Below are 15,664 nucleotides of genomic sequence, written 5' to 3' on the forward strand. Positions count from 1 at the left end.
TTGCTTTAGGCTCCAGGGATATTCGCCGCGCCGGCAAGCAGCTCGGGGCACGGCTCGGTGTAACGCACGGAGACCAATTCGTCTCCCTCAAAATCAAAGCTGGTGATGGAAGCCAGAGTGCACTCGCGCTGGCGCGGATCGTGCCACAGCGGCTTCTTCTCGGCGGCGCGGCGCGTAACCCAGATCGGCAGCTGGTGGCTGACGATAATGACTTCCGCTCCTTCGCCGTGCTCGGCGAGGGCGGCCTTGCGGTGCTCATCCATGGCCAGGCGCATGCGAGCAACCTGCTGGGCATATGGTTCGCCCCATGAAGGCTTCAGCGGGTTGACCAGCAGCGGCCAGTACTTCGGCTGACGCAGGTGCTCCGCAACCTTGGACAGCCCTTCCAGCTTGTTGCCGGCTTCGATAACCCGCTCGTCGGTGTGGACCTGCAGATCCAGAGCACTGGAGGTCGGCGCGGCTGTCTGCTGGGCTCGCAGGAGCGGTGAGGCCACCAGGCGCACTAGGTTGCCGCCTTCTGCTTGGCGCTTGGCAAAATATTCTCCTGCCCCATCGGCCATCTGGAATCCGAGTTCCGAGAGCCCGAAGCCGGGGATCCTGCCGTAGAGCATACGGTCAGGGTTGAAAACTTCCCCGTGGCGCAACAAATGGACGGTCGATAAAGGCATGCCTCCAGTGTCTCAAATATTCGGTGCAAATTAGCCATATTGTGGCCACCGTCAACTATTCACAGGACACGCATTGGAATCCCATATGGAAAAACCATCCTTTCGGAGGGGTTGCTCACAACCGACTGCCACTACGCTTAGTTAATAAGACAGTTCGACCCAGAAGGACGCATCATGAGCGACAACGATCCTAACCAGCCGGGCCAGCCCTACAACCCGGGCCCTTCCGGCCAGGGTTCATCGCAGAACCCGTACGGCGAAAACCCCTACGGCCAGCAGCCCTCGCCGTACGGCCAGAACCCGTACGGCCAGAATCCGAATCCTTACGGGCAACCGCAGGCACCGGGCTACGACCAGTATGCCCAGCAGGGAGGTTACGCCGGCGTGCAGCCGCCGACCGAGCGGCCACGGACCTTGGCTATCGCCTTTGGCTTGATCATGCTCGCGGGCATCTTCAGTGCCCTCGCCAGCTGGCTGATGACCAACTCCAACATGATGGCCAACATGATTGGCCAGCAGTGGTCGCTGGTGCAAGAAGAGTTCCAGAACCAGATGCAGAGCACCCCGGGCATGGAGCAGGATCCACTGGTTGAACAGATGATGGCAAGCCCTGAGGCCTTCATGGCCCAGGTCAATTCCATGATGTCGACCTTCGTGATTATCTCCATGATCATCACCTTGGCCCTGTATTTCCTGGTGGGCTTCTTCGTTGGCCGCGGCGTGGGCGCCATGCGAATTATCGCCACGATCCTCGGTGCGCTTTCACTGCTGAATCTGGTGACTATCGTTCCAATGATCAGCATGTTCGCTGACACTCAAGCCGGAATTATCAACGCTGTCTACGTTGTGGGCATCTTGTTGGGCATTGCAGGCGTGGTCTTCGCCTGGTTGCGCCCTTCTTCGCAATACATTGCGCAGCGCCGCCAGGCTCGCCTGGCCGGCTTCCGCTAAACGCATGGCCGAGCCTCTTCGCGAGGCCCTGCAGGGACAATAAAGGCGTAGCCGCTCCATCCACCCAAAGGATAACGCGGCTACGCCTTTTCTCGTCTGCGCGGCTTCAGCCTTGAACGGCGAGGTATGCCAGGATCTGCAATTCAGTGGAAAGATCAACGCGCCGCAGGTTCATGCCCGCGGGTACGCGAAGCGGCATCGGTGCGAACGAGAGCACCGAGCGGACCGAAAGCGCGGCCAGTTCGTAGACCAGGTCCTGCGCAGCATCGCCCGGAATTGCCAGAACAGCGATGTTGATTTCTTCGCGTTCAACCACTGCGGCCAAGTCCGCGATCGCTTCCACGTGCAGCTCGCCGACCGGCCTGCCGACCAGTGCGGGGTCGATATCCAGGATCGCCTTGACGTTGAAGCCACGAGTCCTGAATCCTGCATATCCGCTGAGCGCGCGCCCCAGGTTACCGGCGCCGAGGATGGCCACACGCCAGTCCTGGTTCAGGCCGAGGGTGCGGCTGATATGTTCTGCCAGTTCGCGGACCACGTAGCCCACCCCGCGGGTTCCGTAAGAACCCAACCAGGAAAGGTCTTTGCGCAGGATGGAGGGGTTCACTCCAGCTTCCTTGGCCAGCACCCCGGAACTGGTGCGTTCCAGGCCCTGGGCTTCCAAGGCGTTCAGCGCGCGCAAGTACTGGGTCAGTCGAGCCAGCGTGGCCTCAGGCAGGACCCGGGCTTCAAGCTCTGACATCTTCGTTCTCCCGCACTTTTCGGTGCTCTTGAAGAGCACAACGCATTTTCATTTATTCGGCAGCGGCTAGCTGCTCAGTAGTCGTTCCAGACGCTGTGCGTCGATGTGCCAGAAGTCGCGGACTTCTCCGTTGATCAGCAGAACCGGCACTTCCTCGTGGTGCTTGGCCAGCAATTCAGGGTGCTGGTCAATATCCAGTTCGGAAAACTCCATATTCAACCGGCCAGTCACCTCGGCCACGGTTGCGCGTGCGGCCTGGCACAGGTGGCAGCCTTCTCGAACCAACAGCTGGATCTGATTCAAAGTACTCACCTGCCTATAATCTCACGAGCCGTAACCGCCCTTAAACTTGGCAATGAAATAAACTGGATCAAATGTCTTCCATCGATCATCACCCCAGCCCGAATTCCGCCCTGGCTCCGGACACGGTCGCCGCTTTCTTCGATGTAGATAACACCCTTGTGCGCGGTGCATCGCTGTATCTGCTGGCCCGGAAACTGCATGAGCGCCGCTTCTTCCAATTCCGCGAAATCCTCTGGTTCGCGCTCAAGCAGTTGCGCTTCGCCGCGCGCGGTGAGCACCTAGGGGACATTCACCAGATTCGCGACCGTGCGTTGATGATGGTCCGAGGGATCCCGGTGTCCGAGATCGAGAAGATCGGCAACGAGATCTATGACGAATACATCGAACCCAAGCTATGGACCGGTACGGTAGCCATTGCTCGCCAGCATCGGACGGTGGGCCGTGAAGTCTGGCTAGTCACTGCCACTCCCCTGGAAGTGGCGAATGTCATCTCGCAACGTCTCGAACTTACCGGTGCATTGGGCACTGTAGTGGCCAGCGAAGACGGTTTCTACACCGGAGCGCTGGCCAGCCCGATCCTGCACGCTGCGGAAAAAGCGCAAGCGGTGCGCACCCTGGCGAAGGCTCGCGGCATCTCGCTGTCGAAATCATGGGCATACTCGGATTCCTACAATGATGTTCCCTTGCTTGAAGCTGTGGGACATCCTGTGTGCATCAATCCCGATGCGCGGCTTCGCGCCTACGCCAAGCGCCGCGGCTGGCAGGTCTACGACTTCCGCACCGGCCAGCGAGCTGCCAAACTAGGCCTGAAGGCCGCTGGAGTGCTTGGTGCGCTCTGGGCGGCGCGACGGTCCATTCTGCGCCGTTCCGGCTCTTAGACCGACGCTGGGCGGCTTTGGATAAAGCAATCGCCACCGTTCAACAGTTTCACTGTGAAGCGGTGGCGATGATTGCCAAGCGGCAAATGCTCAGAAGTAGATTTACTTCTTATTACGACGCTGGTGGCGGGTCTTACGAAGCAATTTGCGGTGCTTCTTCTTCGACATACGCTTGCGGCGCTTCTTGATAACAGAGCCCATAGTGGTTCCTCACAAACTAAATAAATGCGTCAACCCCAAATGCCTGCTTGCGCGCGAGCCCAAGGACAAGGTTGACCGGACGTTAAACGTTCCTTAACAGATTACCCGCTTTTCGGTCATGCTCTGACCATCGCGCGGACTATCGACCGTAAGAACCGGTACCGTGCTGCGGATCAATGGCCGCGGCATTCAGATATGATTCCACGGCGTTTTCCGGAACGCGATAGGAGCGACCGAACTGAACAGCAGGCAAATCACCGGCGTGGATCAGCCGATAAACGGTCATTTTGGAAACGCGCATCATGTCGGCCACTTCGGCCACAGTCATGAAACGGGCTCCGGCAAAATTCTGTTTATCCGTCATGCGGGATATTCTCCTGACGCTGATCTCTTATTCGTCGCGTTAATTTTGCGAAGATGAACTTACACGACTTTGGATCAACATCGGCGGTTCAGGTTCACGTTCGCTTTGTACTAGTCTAATCGCACTTTTGTAACTTTTGCATCACGAAACACACACGTGACCATCTGAATCACATTTTTTGATGCCTGAACGAGACAATCCGCGTGATTTCACCGGGTCCCCAATGAATTCACGCGGATTGCAGCGCTGCAGATTATTAGATGACGCCCTGTGCGAGCATTGCGTCTGCGACCTTCACGAAGCCTGCGATGTTGGCGCCGGCGACGTAGTTCCCCGGCATGCCGTACTCGTCTGCAGTAGCAGCACAGCTGGTGTGGATGCCGACCATGATCTCAGTCAGGCGACGCTCGGTGTGCTCGAAGCTCCATGCATCGCGGCTGGCGTTCTGCTGCATCTCCAGAGCCGAGGTAGCAACACCACCAGCGTTGGCAGCCTTGCCCGGGCCGAAGAGCACCCCTGCATCCTGGAAGATCGAGGTCGCTTCTGCGGTAGTAGGCATGTTGGCGCCTTCGGCCACGGCGATGGTGCCAGCAGCAACCATCTTCTTTGCGGCCTCAGCGCCCAATTCGTTCTGGGTTGCGCAGGGCAGCGCCACGGTGCCTGCAACGTCCCAGACGCTGCCACCGGCAACGTACTTCACCTTCTTGGTGCCACGGCGTTCGGCATACTCGGAGATGCGGCCGCGCTCAACTTCCTTGATCTGACGCAGCAGATCCAGGTCGATGCCGCCCTCGTCAACGATGAAGCCGGCCGAGTCGGAAGCCGTAACGACCTTCGCTCCCAGTGCCTGCGCCTTCTCGATGGCGTGGATTGCCACGTTGCCCGAACCGGAAACGACCACGCGCTGGCCAGCGAAAGTCTGGCCGCGGGTCTTGAGCATTTCTTCAGTGAAGATCACTGCGCCGTAGCCGGTGGCTTCCGGGCGAACCAGGGAACCGCCCCAGCTCAAGCCCTTGCCCGTCAGCACACCGGACTCGTAGCGGTTGGTGATGCGCTTGTACTGGCCGAAGAGGTAACCGATTTCGCGGCCGCCAACGCCGATATCGCCGGCTGGCACGTCGGTGTATTCGCCAATGTGGCGGTAGAGCTCAGTCATGAAGGACTGGCAGAAGCGCATGACTTCGCCATCGGACTTGCCGCGCGGGTCGAAGTCCGAGCCGCCCTTGCCGCCGCCGATGGGCATGCCGGTCAGGGAGTTCTTGAAGATCTGCTCGAAGCCCAGGAACTTGACGATGCCAAGGTAAACCGATGGGTGGAAACGCAGACCGCCCTTGTATGGGCCCAGAGCCGAGTTGAATTCAACGCGGAAGCCGCGGTTGATCTGCACGCGGCCTTCGTCGTCAACCCATGGCACTCGGAAGATGATCTGGCGTTCAGGTTCGCACAAACGCTGCAGGATTGCGGCTTCGGCGTATTCGGGATGCTTGACCGATACAGCTTCAAGGCTGTCGAATACTTCCGTGACGGCCTGGTGGAATTCTGCTTCGCCGGGATTGCGGCGGAAGACTTCGTCGCGAATCGTCGCTAAGTGCTTATCCAAGTTTTTCTCCTCATCACTTGGGGCAGGCACAGGCGCACAAGGGGCCTCATTGCCGGCGTCACTGCCCCGCACACGAGAATGCCATGCTGGGCATTCTGAACAAAATTTTCATGTTATAAAACAGGATTGCGCGCGTAACTTAAAAGATTGACCATATTGCACGGTTGCAGCGCCGATGACTGGACAAGAGCTAGCGCCGACGCCCGAACCGCGGAAGTTTCTCGAAAAACTCTTGCGCACGTCCAGTAACTTGTTCCAGGCCTTGGCCAACGCGCCGCCCGATCTGCTGAGCCGTTGGATTCGATACCGCTGCCAGCTGCCCCTCGGCTTCGGCCTGCGTGGTTGCCAGCTCTTGGCCCTCCGGTTGGGCAGGTACCAAATCGGCGCACCAGCGCACGAGGTCTTCCAGCGCTGAGGTATCAATGCTGTAGATGCGCCGCTGCCCGGCAGCGGCCATGCTCACGAGTTCAGCTTCGCGCAGCACCTTCAAGTGCTTGGAAACAGTCGGCTGCGAGATCTCCAGTTCAGTGACCAGAGTGCCCACTGCTTTCGGCTCGTTCTTGAGCGCTTCTATAATCTTTCGTCGGGTTGGTTCAGCCAACGCCGAAAACACTTCATCAATTGCCACACACATAACCCTAACGGCATATGAACGGTTGGCAATCGATTTCCATGCCTAAAATGCTGTGAAGTCTCGCCTCTGTCTCCGGTGGCCGCAGCCATGCGAGGCTAGTCGAACCATGGATCGAGCCCGAAAAGCGGGAATATCTCCTTGCGTGTAGCAATGATGGTTCGGTCTACCGGATCGGCCGGATCAAAGCCGACTTCCCAATTGCGCCACCACAGCTGAGCGTCATCGCCCATGAGGTAAGGCATGGCACGGCCGTACCTTTCCAGAACGTAGCGGCGGAAGGTCTCGGGAACATAGGTACGCAACGGCACCGGCTTGCCGGCAACAATCGCCGTCAGGTGGGTCCAGGTACGCGGCACGACGGCGGTGACGTTGTATCCCCCGCCTCCGGTAGCCAACCACCGGCCTTCGCACAGCTCATCTGCCAACTGGGATATGTCCAGGGCCGCCTGGCGTTGCGCATCAACAGACAGCTTCAAATTGGTCATGTCATCATCGCGGTGCGCATCGCAACCGTGCTGGGAGACGATGATTTCCGGCTTGAAAGCGCGTACCAGCTGCGGAACGATCGCATGGAAGGCACGCATCCACCCGGAGTCCCCGGTCATTGCCGGCAGAGCAACATTTACTGCGCTGCCTTCGGCGTTCTTGCCGCCAATTTCATTGGCGAATCCCGTACCGGGGAACAGCGACAGCCCGGATTCATGGATGGAAATGGTCAGCACGCGTTCGTCATCCCAGAAGATCGACTCGGTGCCATCCCCATGATGCGCGTCCACATCGATGTAGACCACGCGTTGGGCACCCTGTTCCAGCATGCGATGGATCGCGGCAGCAGCGTCATTGTAGATGCAGAAACCGCTGGCCTTGCTTTTCGCGGCGTGGTGCATGCCACCGGCGAAGTTCACCGCACGGACCACGTCTTGGTCCATGATGGCTTGGGCCGCTGCTACCGAACCGCCAACAATGCGCCCGGCGGCTTCATGCATCCCGGCGAATACCGGGTCGTCTTCGGTGCCCAAGCCGAATTCTTCGGCAACGAGTGTTGGATCCTTGCTCACCCGCCGCACCTGATCGATATAGCTCTGGTCATGGACGGAGCCGATGACCGCATCGTCGGCAATATCCGGAGCCTGTATCGTGACGTTCGGCGCATCGAAGATATCCAGCTCATCGCTGAGCCGATAGGTCAGTTCTAGCCGTGAAGGGTGCATGGGATGCCAGTCGCTGAATTTGTACTTCAGATACTCTTCATCCCACATCACCATGGTGGGCCGTGGGGCATGCTGCGGATCTAACACGATTTCAGGCTACCCGATAGTGACCCAACTCATGAATTCATGGCAGTTTGCGCGGCTTGTCGGGTCTTTAGCCGGGCAACACAAGCGTTTAGCGGTGGAAACGCGTAAATTACTAGAAGGACTTCAAATCCTCATGGCAAAGAACTGTTCCCCAGGAAACGGCGAGTAATAAATGAGCACAGCCAGTGCATCGGGCCCCAGCGCCCGGGCAGCTGAAATGCGCGAACAGCGACGCAAGAAATGGCTGACCGTTCGCATCGCAGTTGCGGACTTCACCGTGCGCTCCCCCGCGCGCTTGACTCTTGGCGCCTTCTTGCTGGCAATCACGTTGTTCACCTCCCTGCTCGCGGCGCCGTTTTCCTCGGCCACGGGGGAAGCCACCGCGCTGCATGACGCATTATTCACCGCTGTGTCGGCAGTTTGCGTTACTGGCCTAACGACCGTCTCCACCGCTGTGCACTGGTCATTCGCCGGTCAGCTGATCATGCTGGTCGCAACGTTCATGGGCGGCCTGGGCATTTTGACTCTGGCCTCCATCATGTCCCTGGCGGTATCCCGCAAGCTGGGCGTGCGAGCCAAGCTGATGGCGCAGAATTCGATGAACAGTTCTGGAGCCTCAGCCCTGGGTGAAGTAAGCTCATTGCTGCGCATCGTGATCCTCACAGCGATCAGCCTGCAGGCGGTCATCGCGCTCTTTCTGATCCCGCGCTTCTACATGCTGGGTGAAAGCGTCCTGTCCGCCATCTGGCATGGAATCTTCTATGCCGTCTCGGCTTTCAACAATGCAGGCTTCACCCCGCACTCCGACGGATTGGTTCCCTACGAAACCGACCTGTGGATCCTGGGCCCATTGATGGCCGGCGTGTTCACCGGTTCCTTGGGTTTCCCGGTGATCATGGTGCTGCTGGCGCACAAGTTCAATATGAAGAAGTGGAACCTGCACACCAAGCTGACCATGCTCACCACCACCATCCTGCTCTTTGCCGGATCCTTCCTGTGGCTGATTTTCGAATGGGCCAATCCCAAGACCATCGGCGGCTTATCCATCAGCGACAAGCTCATTCATGGCTTCTTCGCCTCCACCATGACCCGTTCTGGCGGCTTCAACCTGGTGGATCAGAACGACATCCACCAGGTGACCATCTTGTTGACCGACGCATTGATGTTCGCTGGTGGCGGTTCAGCTTCTACTGCTGGCGGCATCAAGGTCACCACCATTGCCGTGATGTTCTTGGCGATCTTGGCCGAGGTCCGTGGCGATACTGACGCGAAGGCCTTTGGCCGGCAGATTCCGCAGGGCACCATGCGCGTGGCCATCTCCGTGGTCGCCATGGGTGCTTCGCTGGTGATGGTCGCTACCGGCGCGCTCGTGACCATCGACGAATCGGTGGGCTTCTCGCGAGCCCTGTTCGAGTCGATCTCGGCCTTTGCTACCGTGGGCCTGAGTAGCGGGGTTTCGCAAGAAGTGCCTCCGGCCGGCAAGTATGTGCTCAGCGCGTTGATGTTTGCCGGACGCATCGGCAGTATTACGCTCGCCAGCGCGTTGACCATGCGCCACCGCAATACGCTGTTCAGACTCCCAGAAGAAAGGCCGCTCATTGGCTGACAAGAACATAGACCACAATGCCCCGGTGCTGGTGATCGGCCTGGGCCGCTTCGGTGCATCTGTCGCTGAAACGCTGGTCAAGCAGGGGCGCGAAGTGCTGGCCATTGAGCGCAGCCCGGAGCTCGTTCAGCAGTGGGCCAGCACCTTGACCCACGTGGTCGCGGCCGACGCGACCAATATTGACGCCCTGCGCCAGCTCGGCGCCCAGGAATTCTCCTCTGCCGTCGTGGGCGTGGGTACCTCCATCGAATCATCCGTGCTGATCACCGTGAACCTGGTGGATCTGGGCATCGAGCATCTGTGGGTCAAGGCCATTACGCCCTCCCATGGCAAGATTCTTACCCGCATTGGTGCCAACCACGTCATCTACCCGGAAGCCGATGCCGGTGTGCGTGCCGCGCACCTGGTCGGTGGCCGCATGCTCGACTTCATCGAATTCGATGACGGCTTCGCCATCGTGAAGATGTACCCTCCGAAGGAGACCCAGGGCTTCACCTTGGCCCAGTCCCAAGTCCGCTCCAAGTACGGGGTGACGATCGTTGGTGTGAAGTCCCCGGGCGAGGATTTCACCTACGCCATGCCGGATACCATGGTGACTCGCCGAGATGTCCTGATCGTCTCGGGGCACGTGGACCTGCTCGAGCGTTTCGCAGCCCGCCCGTAGGGCACGAGGATCGGGAATACGGCGGTGGCCGGCAACCAATTGGTTGCCGGCCACCGACGTACTGGATGCTCGTTCCTAGCCGAGCTCTTCACTCAGCTGCGCTGCACGGGCGGCTGCCGCTTGCGTGCCCGCAGCAATAATCTTTGGAATTCCCTGCTCATCGAAGGTGGCGATAGCCTGCTCGGTGGTGCCCTTCGGGCTGGTTACTGCCTTGCGCAGGGTCGCGGGATCCGCGTCAGGGTTCGAGAGCATCTTGCCGGCACCGGCCACAGTGGCACGTGCCAGCGCGATTGAAAGCTTTTCATCCAAGCCCATGGCCACACCGGCATTGGCCATGGCCTCAGCCAGGTAGAAAGCATAGGCCGGACCGGACCCGGAAATTGCCGAGAGCGCATTTTGCTGCTCTTCGTCGATGACGTGCACGTCGCCGGATCCGGAGAGCAGATCGGTGACCAACTTGGTCTGCTCGTCGCTCACGCTTGCCGCCGGGCTGATTCCCACCACGCCGGCACCGACCATCAAAGGGGTGTTCGGCATGGAACGGATGACCGGCTGGCCAGCTGGCAGATGAGACTGCATGCTGCTCAGGGTGATAGCGGCGGCTACGGAAACAACGACCTTCTGCGCGTCCAGCGATCCGGAAATCTCCTCGCACAGTTCGGTGATGCCTACCGGCTTCACGCCCAGGAAGATAATGTCTGCGCTGGCGGCAGCCCGGCGGTTGGCTTCGGGATCTTCCTCGCTGACCAAGACGTTGATGCCCAATTCGCGCAGTTCCGCTACGCGGTTATCGCTTCGCACGGTAGCGGTGATGAGCTGCGGGTCATGGCCCGAGGCGATAATGCCACGCAGGATGGCGCCGTTCATGGAGCCGGCGCCGAGGAAGGACAGGGACAGATTCTTTGTTGCTTCACTCATATGGCTATTGTGTCATTGGCTTGGGGTCGCTGCCGACTGTTAAGTGCTGGCGGGCAAATTCTAGGGTCTTTCCCAGCCATTCTTCTTTTTGCCCGGTGTTGCGAGCTTTGCGTGTGGAGACCTCGACCGCTACGGTGCCGCTCCAATTGGCATCACGCAGATATTGCAGCGTTTCGGCCACCGGTTGGGTGCCCAGGCCTGGCACAAGGTGCTCGTCTTTGCCGTTATCCAAACCATCGCACAGATGAACGTGCGCCAGTCGCTGGCCCAGGTCCTCAACGGCTTGGCGCGAATCCATATTGGCAATCGCCGCATGGGAGAAATCCCAGGTCACATGCTGGTAGTGCTGCGGGACTGGGTTCCAGTGCGGAAGGTACATTTTCGCTTCACGGCCCCGGGCACGCCATGGGTACATGTTTTCCACGGCGATTTTCATCCCCGTGGTCTCAACCAATCGCTGCACGCCTTCGGCGAATTCTTCGGCGTAGGCGCCCTGCCACCTGAATGGCGGATGGGCGACAACCACATTTGCGCCGACCGCTTGGGCCAGGATGACCGAACGTTCGATCTTGGCCCAAGCAGAGCCCCACACCTGCTGGGTGAGCAGCAGTGTCGGTGCGTGAATGGCCATGATCGGCAGTTGGTACTTGTCCATCAAGGCTTTGAGCGCGGTCGCAGATTGGCTGGCTGCGTTGCCGGTAATCAGCACTTCCAGCCCGTCGTATCCCACGTCCTTGGCCATCGCGAAGGCGTCATGGACGGTCAGCGGATAAACTGACGCGCTAGAGAGGGTGACTGGCACCTTCATTGTGCTCTTCTGGTCTTCCATGCTCTTGCCTCCTGTTACCGGGTCCACTGTGCGGGCACCGCTTAGCCAAGAAGGTTAGCTGCTGGGTTTGGCGAGAAATTTGTACTTCTCGTTATCCAGAGCTACTTCCCCAACTCCAACGCTACTACTGAGCGGTGTCGCAGAGTCAAACATCACGTGATCAAAACGTCGCAGCATCAAGCCTTCACGAATCGCCCAAGGGCAAATCCGCACAGATTTCAGTTTCAAGGCATTCATCGCTTCGTGAGCGACAATCGCCCCGGCAAGCAGTTGCGGGGCGCGAATCTCTGAGACACCGGGCAATTCTGCCCGTTCAGCCCAGCTCATCGCGGTCAATCGGTTGGTCCACAATTTCAATGCGTCACGATTGAGCACGCGCTTAACATAGGGGCCTTCCGTGCTCGGCGCGGCTCCGGTGATGCGAGCCAGCGAGCGGAAAGTCTTGGAAGTAGCGGTGGCCAAGGTGGGCTTGCCATACTGGCGCAGCTCGGTAGTTGGGTCCGTGAGAACGTCACGCACGTACGTACGCAGTTCCTTGACTTCCTTAATGGACGGCAGGTCGTTAGGAAGCCATTCGCGGGTCAGCCGGCCGGCACCCAGGGGCACGGAGAAGGCTGTTTGCGGGAACTCGTCAACGCCCAAGGCCAGCTCCAGCGAGCCTCCGCCCATATCCAGGTTCAGGATGGATTCCGAAGACCAGCCAAACCAACGGCGTACGGAGTAGAAGGTCATGCCGGCTTCTTCTTCGCCGGTCAGTTCCATCAAGCTCACGCCTGTCTCGACTTCGACGCGTTCCAGGACGGCAGCACCGTTGGAGGATTCGCGAATCGCTGAAGTGCAGAAAGCCATGAAGTCCTCAACCTGGTGGTTTTCGGCGAACTTGGCGGCTTCCTTGATGAAGGAGATCAGCTCGCGCTGGCCCTCTTCAGTTATGGCGCCATACTCATTGAGGTAGCGCACCAAGGACAAGGGTCGCTTGTGCGAGGCATAGGGAACCGGGCGGGCTCCCGGATATGCATCGACGAGCAACAGGTGAACGGTATTCGAACCGATATCCAATACACCGAGTCTCATGGTGCGCTCCTCGTTAGGCCTGGCAAGAAAGACTAGTCAGTCTTTTTCGCGGTCGTCTTCTTGGCCGTAGCCTTCTTCGCCGGGGTCTTCTTGGCTGCTGGCGTCTTGGCCGGCGCCTTCTTTGCCGTGCGCTTCACCGGTCCGCGGGCACGTTTGTCTGCCAGCAGCTCGATAGCCTGCTCGCGCGTCAGTTCCTCCAGGGAGGTAGTGCGCGGAACGGTGATGTTGGTGACGCCGTCGGTGATGTATGGACCGAAGCGGCCATCCTTGACCACGATGTTCTTCTCGCTGGTCGGGTCCACTCCGAACTCGGCCAATGGCGGTACCGCGGCACGACGGCCACGCTGCTTCGGCTGCGCGTAGATCGCCAGCGCTTCGTCCAAGGTGATCGTGAAGATCTGCTCTTCGCTCTCGATCGAGCGCGAATCGCTGCCCTTCTTCAGGTACGGACCGAAGCGGCCGTTCTGCACGGTGATCTCTTCGCCGTCAGCGTCAGCACCCAGTACGCGAGGCAGGCTCATCAGCTTCAGGGCATCTTCCAAGGTCACTGATTCGACAGTCATGGACTTGAACAGCGACGCGGTGCGCGGCTTGACCTTGGTTGGCTTCTTCGGCGGCTTCGGCTTGCCATTCTTGTAGTACTCGACCGGCTGGGCCGCCAATTCCTCTTCGGTTGGCTCCGGGATGATCTCGGTGACGTAGGCGCCGTAGCGGCCATCCTTGGCTACGATCTGGCGACCGGTTTCCGGATCAATGCCCAAGTGCATTTCGGAGACCTGCGAGTTGGCAAAGAGCTCCTCTGCCTTTTCGGCAGTCAGCTCATCCGGGGCCAGATCCTCAGGCACGTTGGCGCGCTGCGGCTCGGTGCCTTCCTCGGCGCCTTCCGGGATGGCACGTTCCAGGTACGGGCCGAACTTGCCCACACGCAAGGTGATGTCGTCGGTGACCTTGATCGAGTTGATCGCACGGGCGTCGATGTCGCCGAGGTTATCGACCACATGCTTCAAGCCTTCGGATTCGGTCTCCGCGCCCTTGCCGAAGTAGAACAGGTTCAGCCAGTCGGTGCGGGCACGATGGCCCTTGGCGATCTCATCGAGATCATCTTCCAGGCGGGCGGTGAAATCGTAGTCCACGTACTTCGCGAAGTGCTCTTCGAGCAAGCGGATCACCGAGAAGGCGATCCAGCTCGGCACCAGGGCGCCGCCTCGCTTGGTGACATAGCCGCGGTCCATGATCGTGGAGATGGTTGGCGCGTAGGTCGACGGGCGGCCGATCTCGCGCTTTTCCAGCTCGGCCACGATTGAAGCTTCGGTGTAACGAGCCGGCGGGGAGGTTTCGTGGCCCAGAGCGGTCAGTTCATCGCCGGCCAGCTGCTGGCCCACAGCCAGCTGCGGCAGGCGGGCTTCGGCATTCTCTGTTGCGGCTTCCAGGGCCTGTTCGTCCTTGCCCTCCTCATAGGCGGAAAGGAAACCGCGGAAGGTGATTACGGTGCCGGAGGCCGAGAACTCGGCCACGCGCTGATCGCTGGCGGTGCCCTGCAGCTTGATGGTGGCGGTGAAGCCCTTGGCATCGGCCATCTGCGAGGCGACGGTGCGCTTCCAGATCAGCTCGTACAATGCGTACTCGTCCTTGGACAAGGAGGAACGCACGTCCTTCGGGCGGCGGAACATGTCACCGGCCGGGCGGATTGCCTCGTGGGCTTCCTGCGCGGCATCGTTCTTCGCCTTGTAGACGCGCGGCTTGGCTGGAACGGAATCCGCGCCATACAGTTCGGTTGCCTGCTTGCGCGCGGCGTTCACTGCCTCGCCCGAGAGGAAGACCGAATCGGTACGCATATAGGTGATGTAGCCGTTTTCATACAGCCGCTGAGCGATCTGCATGGTGATCTTGGAGCTCCAGCGCAGCTTGCGGGATGCTTCCTGCTGCAGCGTGGAGGTGGTGAAAGGGGCGGCCGGACGACGGGTGTACGGCTTGTCCTCGACGGAGGTCACCGCAAAGCCGGTATCCGACAGGTTCGCCACCAGCGACTGGGCCGACTCCTGATCCAGGTGGGCCAGCTTATTGCGGGTGGTCTTCAGCTGGCCGCGGTCATCGAAGTCACGGCCGGAGGCGACACGGGCGCCGTCCACTGCCGAGAGCTTCGCTGCGAAGCCTTCGCCTTCACTGGTGGCGAAGTTGCCCTTCACATCCCAGTATCCGGCGGGGATGAAGGCCATGCGTTCGCGTTCGCGCTCGACGACCAAACGGGTTGCCACGGACTGCACGCGGCCTGCGGACAGCCCGCGAGCCACCTTGCGCCAGAGCACCGGTGAAATTTCGTAACCATAGAGGCGGTCCAGGACACGGCGGGTTTCCTGGGCGTCGACGAGGTCGGTATCGAGCTCGCGCATGTTTTCCAGTGCGCGGGCGATGCCTTCCTTGGTGATTTCGGTAAATGCCAGGCGGCGTACCGGAACCTTTGGCTTCAGGACCTGCAGCAGGTGCCACGCGATGGCTTCGCCTTCGCGGTCCGCATCGGTTGCGAGGTAAAGTTCGTCAGCTTCTTTGAGCTTCGCCTTCAGTTCGGAAACGCGCTTCTTCTTGTCCGGGTAGACCATGTAGTAAGGCTCAAAGTCGTTGTCCAGATCGACAGCGAACTTGCCTACTGAGGTCTTTTTCAGCTCGGTTGGCAGTTCTGAGGGCTGCGGAAGGTCGCGGATATGGCCCACGGAGGCATCCACGTCAAAGCCTTCACCCAAATATTTGGCGATCGACTTCACCTTGGCAGGAGACTCCACGATTACGAGTTTCTTACCAGTCTTTTCCTTGGCCTTGGGGGGCACAGCACTCCTTTAGACAACACGGACCTTGGATACCCATTTCCGGGCCCTGATCAATCCGCCATCGCAGCTTCGTTCTTCATGCCTACTCTATAAGCACATTTCCCGATGATCT

Annotated in this window: 16 protein-coding genes; 4 read left to right on the top strand and 12 right to left on the bottom strand. The window is 59.6% G+C overall.

Annotation, left to right across the window (positions count from 1 at the left end):
- Positions 1-5: 5 nt before the first annotated feature.
- Positions 6-668 (bottom strand): histidine phosphatase family protein, encoded by a 663-nt coding sequence (locus ACWICV_RS06610; RefSeq protein ID WP_454090599.1) that lies wholly within the window; start codon positions 666-668, stop codon positions 6-8.
- A 174-nt stretch (positions 669-842) separates the two neighbouring features.
- Between ACWICV_RS06610 and ACWICV_RS06615 the strand changes: the two genes are divergently transcribed.
- On the top strand, positions 843-1,619 hold the full coding sequence (locus tag ACWICV_RS06615; RefSeq protein ID WP_105656954.1) for an AI-2E family transporter: 777 nt from the start codon (positions 843-845) through the stop codon (positions 1,617-1,619).
- A 106-nt stretch (positions 1,620-1,725) separates the two neighbouring features.
- On the opposite strand, the gene ACWICV_RS06620 is transcribed toward ACWICV_RS06615, so the two are convergent.
- Positions 1,726-2,400 (bottom strand): redox-sensing transcriptional repressor Rex, encoded by a 675-nt coding sequence (locus ACWICV_RS06620; RefSeq protein WP_332502783.1) that lies wholly within the window; start codon positions 2,398-2,400, stop codon positions 1,726-1,728.
- A gap of 27 nt (positions 2,401-2,427) precedes the next feature.
- Entirely contained in the window at positions 2,428-2,673 is a 246-nt protein-coding gene (locus ACWICV_RS06625; RefSeq protein ID WP_332485935.1) for a glutaredoxin family protein, read from the bottom strand.
- Between the two features lie 62 nt (positions 2,674-2,735).
- Here ACWICV_RS06625 and ACWICV_RS06630 point away from each other — a divergent pair, with 62 nt between their 5' ends.
- The gene (locus tag ACWICV_RS06630) at positions 2,736-3,542 is read left to right on the top strand and encodes an HAD family hydrolase (protein ID WP_105656956.1); all 807 of its coding nucleotides are present in this window, start codon (positions 2,736-2,738) and stop codon (positions 3,540-3,542) included.
- A 102-nt stretch (positions 3,543-3,644) separates the two neighbouring features.
- Here the strand turns inward: ACWICV_RS06630 and ACWICV_RS06635 are convergent, their stop codons facing one another.
- The 5 genes from ACWICV_RS06635 to ACWICV_RS06655 form a co-directional block, all read right to left on the bottom strand.
- Entirely contained in the window at positions 3,645-3,743 is a 99-nt protein-coding gene (locus ACWICV_RS06635; protein ID WP_005504750.1) for a 30S ribosomal protein bS22, read from the bottom strand.
- Positions 3,744-3,882: 139 nt separating this feature from the next.
- Positions 3,883-4,107 carry a helix-turn-helix domain-containing protein gene (locus ACWICV_RS06640; protein ID WP_013349804.1) on the bottom strand — a complete coding sequence of 75 codons (225 nt, stop codon included), beginning with the start codon at positions 4,105-4,107 and terminating at the stop codon, positions 3,883-3,885.
- A 256-nt stretch (positions 4,108-4,363) separates the two neighbouring features.
- Entirely contained in the window at positions 4,364-5,707 is a 1,344-nt protein-coding gene (gene gdhA, locus ACWICV_RS06645; RefSeq protein WP_454090598.1) for an NADP-specific glutamate dehydrogenase, read from the bottom strand.
- A 190-nt stretch (positions 5,708-5,897) separates the two neighbouring features.
- Complete coding sequence (locus ACWICV_RS06650; RefSeq protein ID WP_353615988.1) at positions 5,898-6,341, bottom strand: ArsR/SmtB family transcription factor; 444 nt, start codon at positions 6,339-6,341, stop codon at positions 5,898-5,900.
- A gap of 95 nt (positions 6,342-6,436) precedes the next feature.
- Positions 6,437-7,606, bottom strand: a complete 1,170-nt coding sequence (locus ACWICV_RS06655; protein ID WP_400288764.1) for an acetoin utilization protein AcuC — start codon at positions 7,604-7,606, stop codon at positions 6,437-6,439.
- 205 nt (positions 7,607-7,811) lie between these two features.
- On the opposite strand from ACWICV_RS06655, the gene ACWICV_RS06660 reads away from it, so the two are divergent.
- Together ACWICV_RS06660 and ACWICV_RS06665 are read left to right on the top strand one after the other, a co-directional pair.
- A complete protein-coding gene (locus ACWICV_RS06660) occupies positions 7,812-9,245 on the top strand; it encodes a TrkH family potassium uptake protein (protein WP_332485933.1) in 1,434 nt (477 codons plus the stop codon).
- A gap of 25 nt (positions 9,246-9,270) precedes the next feature.
- Positions 9,271-9,909 carry a potassium channel family protein gene (locus tag ACWICV_RS06665; RefSeq protein ID WP_105657082.1) on the top strand — a complete coding sequence of 213 codons (639 nt, stop codon included), beginning with the start codon at positions 9,271-9,273 and terminating at the stop codon, positions 9,907-9,909.
- Between the two features lie 75 nt (positions 9,910-9,984).
- Here ACWICV_RS06665 and proC read toward each other — a convergent pair whose 3' ends face one another.
- From proC to topA, 4 genes are read right to left on the bottom strand one after another with little or no spacing between them, the layout of a single operon-like run.
- Complete coding sequence (proC, locus tag ACWICV_RS06670) at positions 9,985-10,827, bottom strand: pyrroline-5-carboxylate reductase (RefSeq protein WP_105656959.1); 843 nt, start codon at positions 10,825-10,827, stop codon at positions 9,985-9,987.
- Between the two features lie 4 nt (positions 10,828-10,831).
- Complete coding sequence (locus tag ACWICV_RS06675; RefSeq protein ID WP_105656960.1) at positions 10,832-11,656, bottom strand: sugar phosphate isomerase/epimerase family protein; 825 nt, start codon at positions 11,654-11,656, stop codon at positions 10,832-10,834.
- 54 nt (positions 11,657-11,710) lie between these two features.
- Positions 11,711-12,730: a Ppx/GppA phosphatase family protein gene (locus ACWICV_RS06680; RefSeq protein ID WP_105656961.1), complete on the bottom strand. Its 1,020-nt coding sequence runs from the start codon at positions 12,728-12,730 to the stop codon at positions 11,711-11,713.
- 32 nt (positions 12,731-12,762) lie between these two features.
- Positions 12,763-15,552, bottom strand: a complete 2,790-nt coding sequence (gene topA / locus ACWICV_RS06685) for a type I DNA topoisomerase (protein WP_454090597.1) — start codon at positions 15,550-15,552, stop codon at positions 12,763-12,765.
- Positions 15,553-15,664 lie beyond the last annotated feature (112 nt).

The organism is Glutamicibacter sp. NPDC055354 (assembly GCF_053644955.1).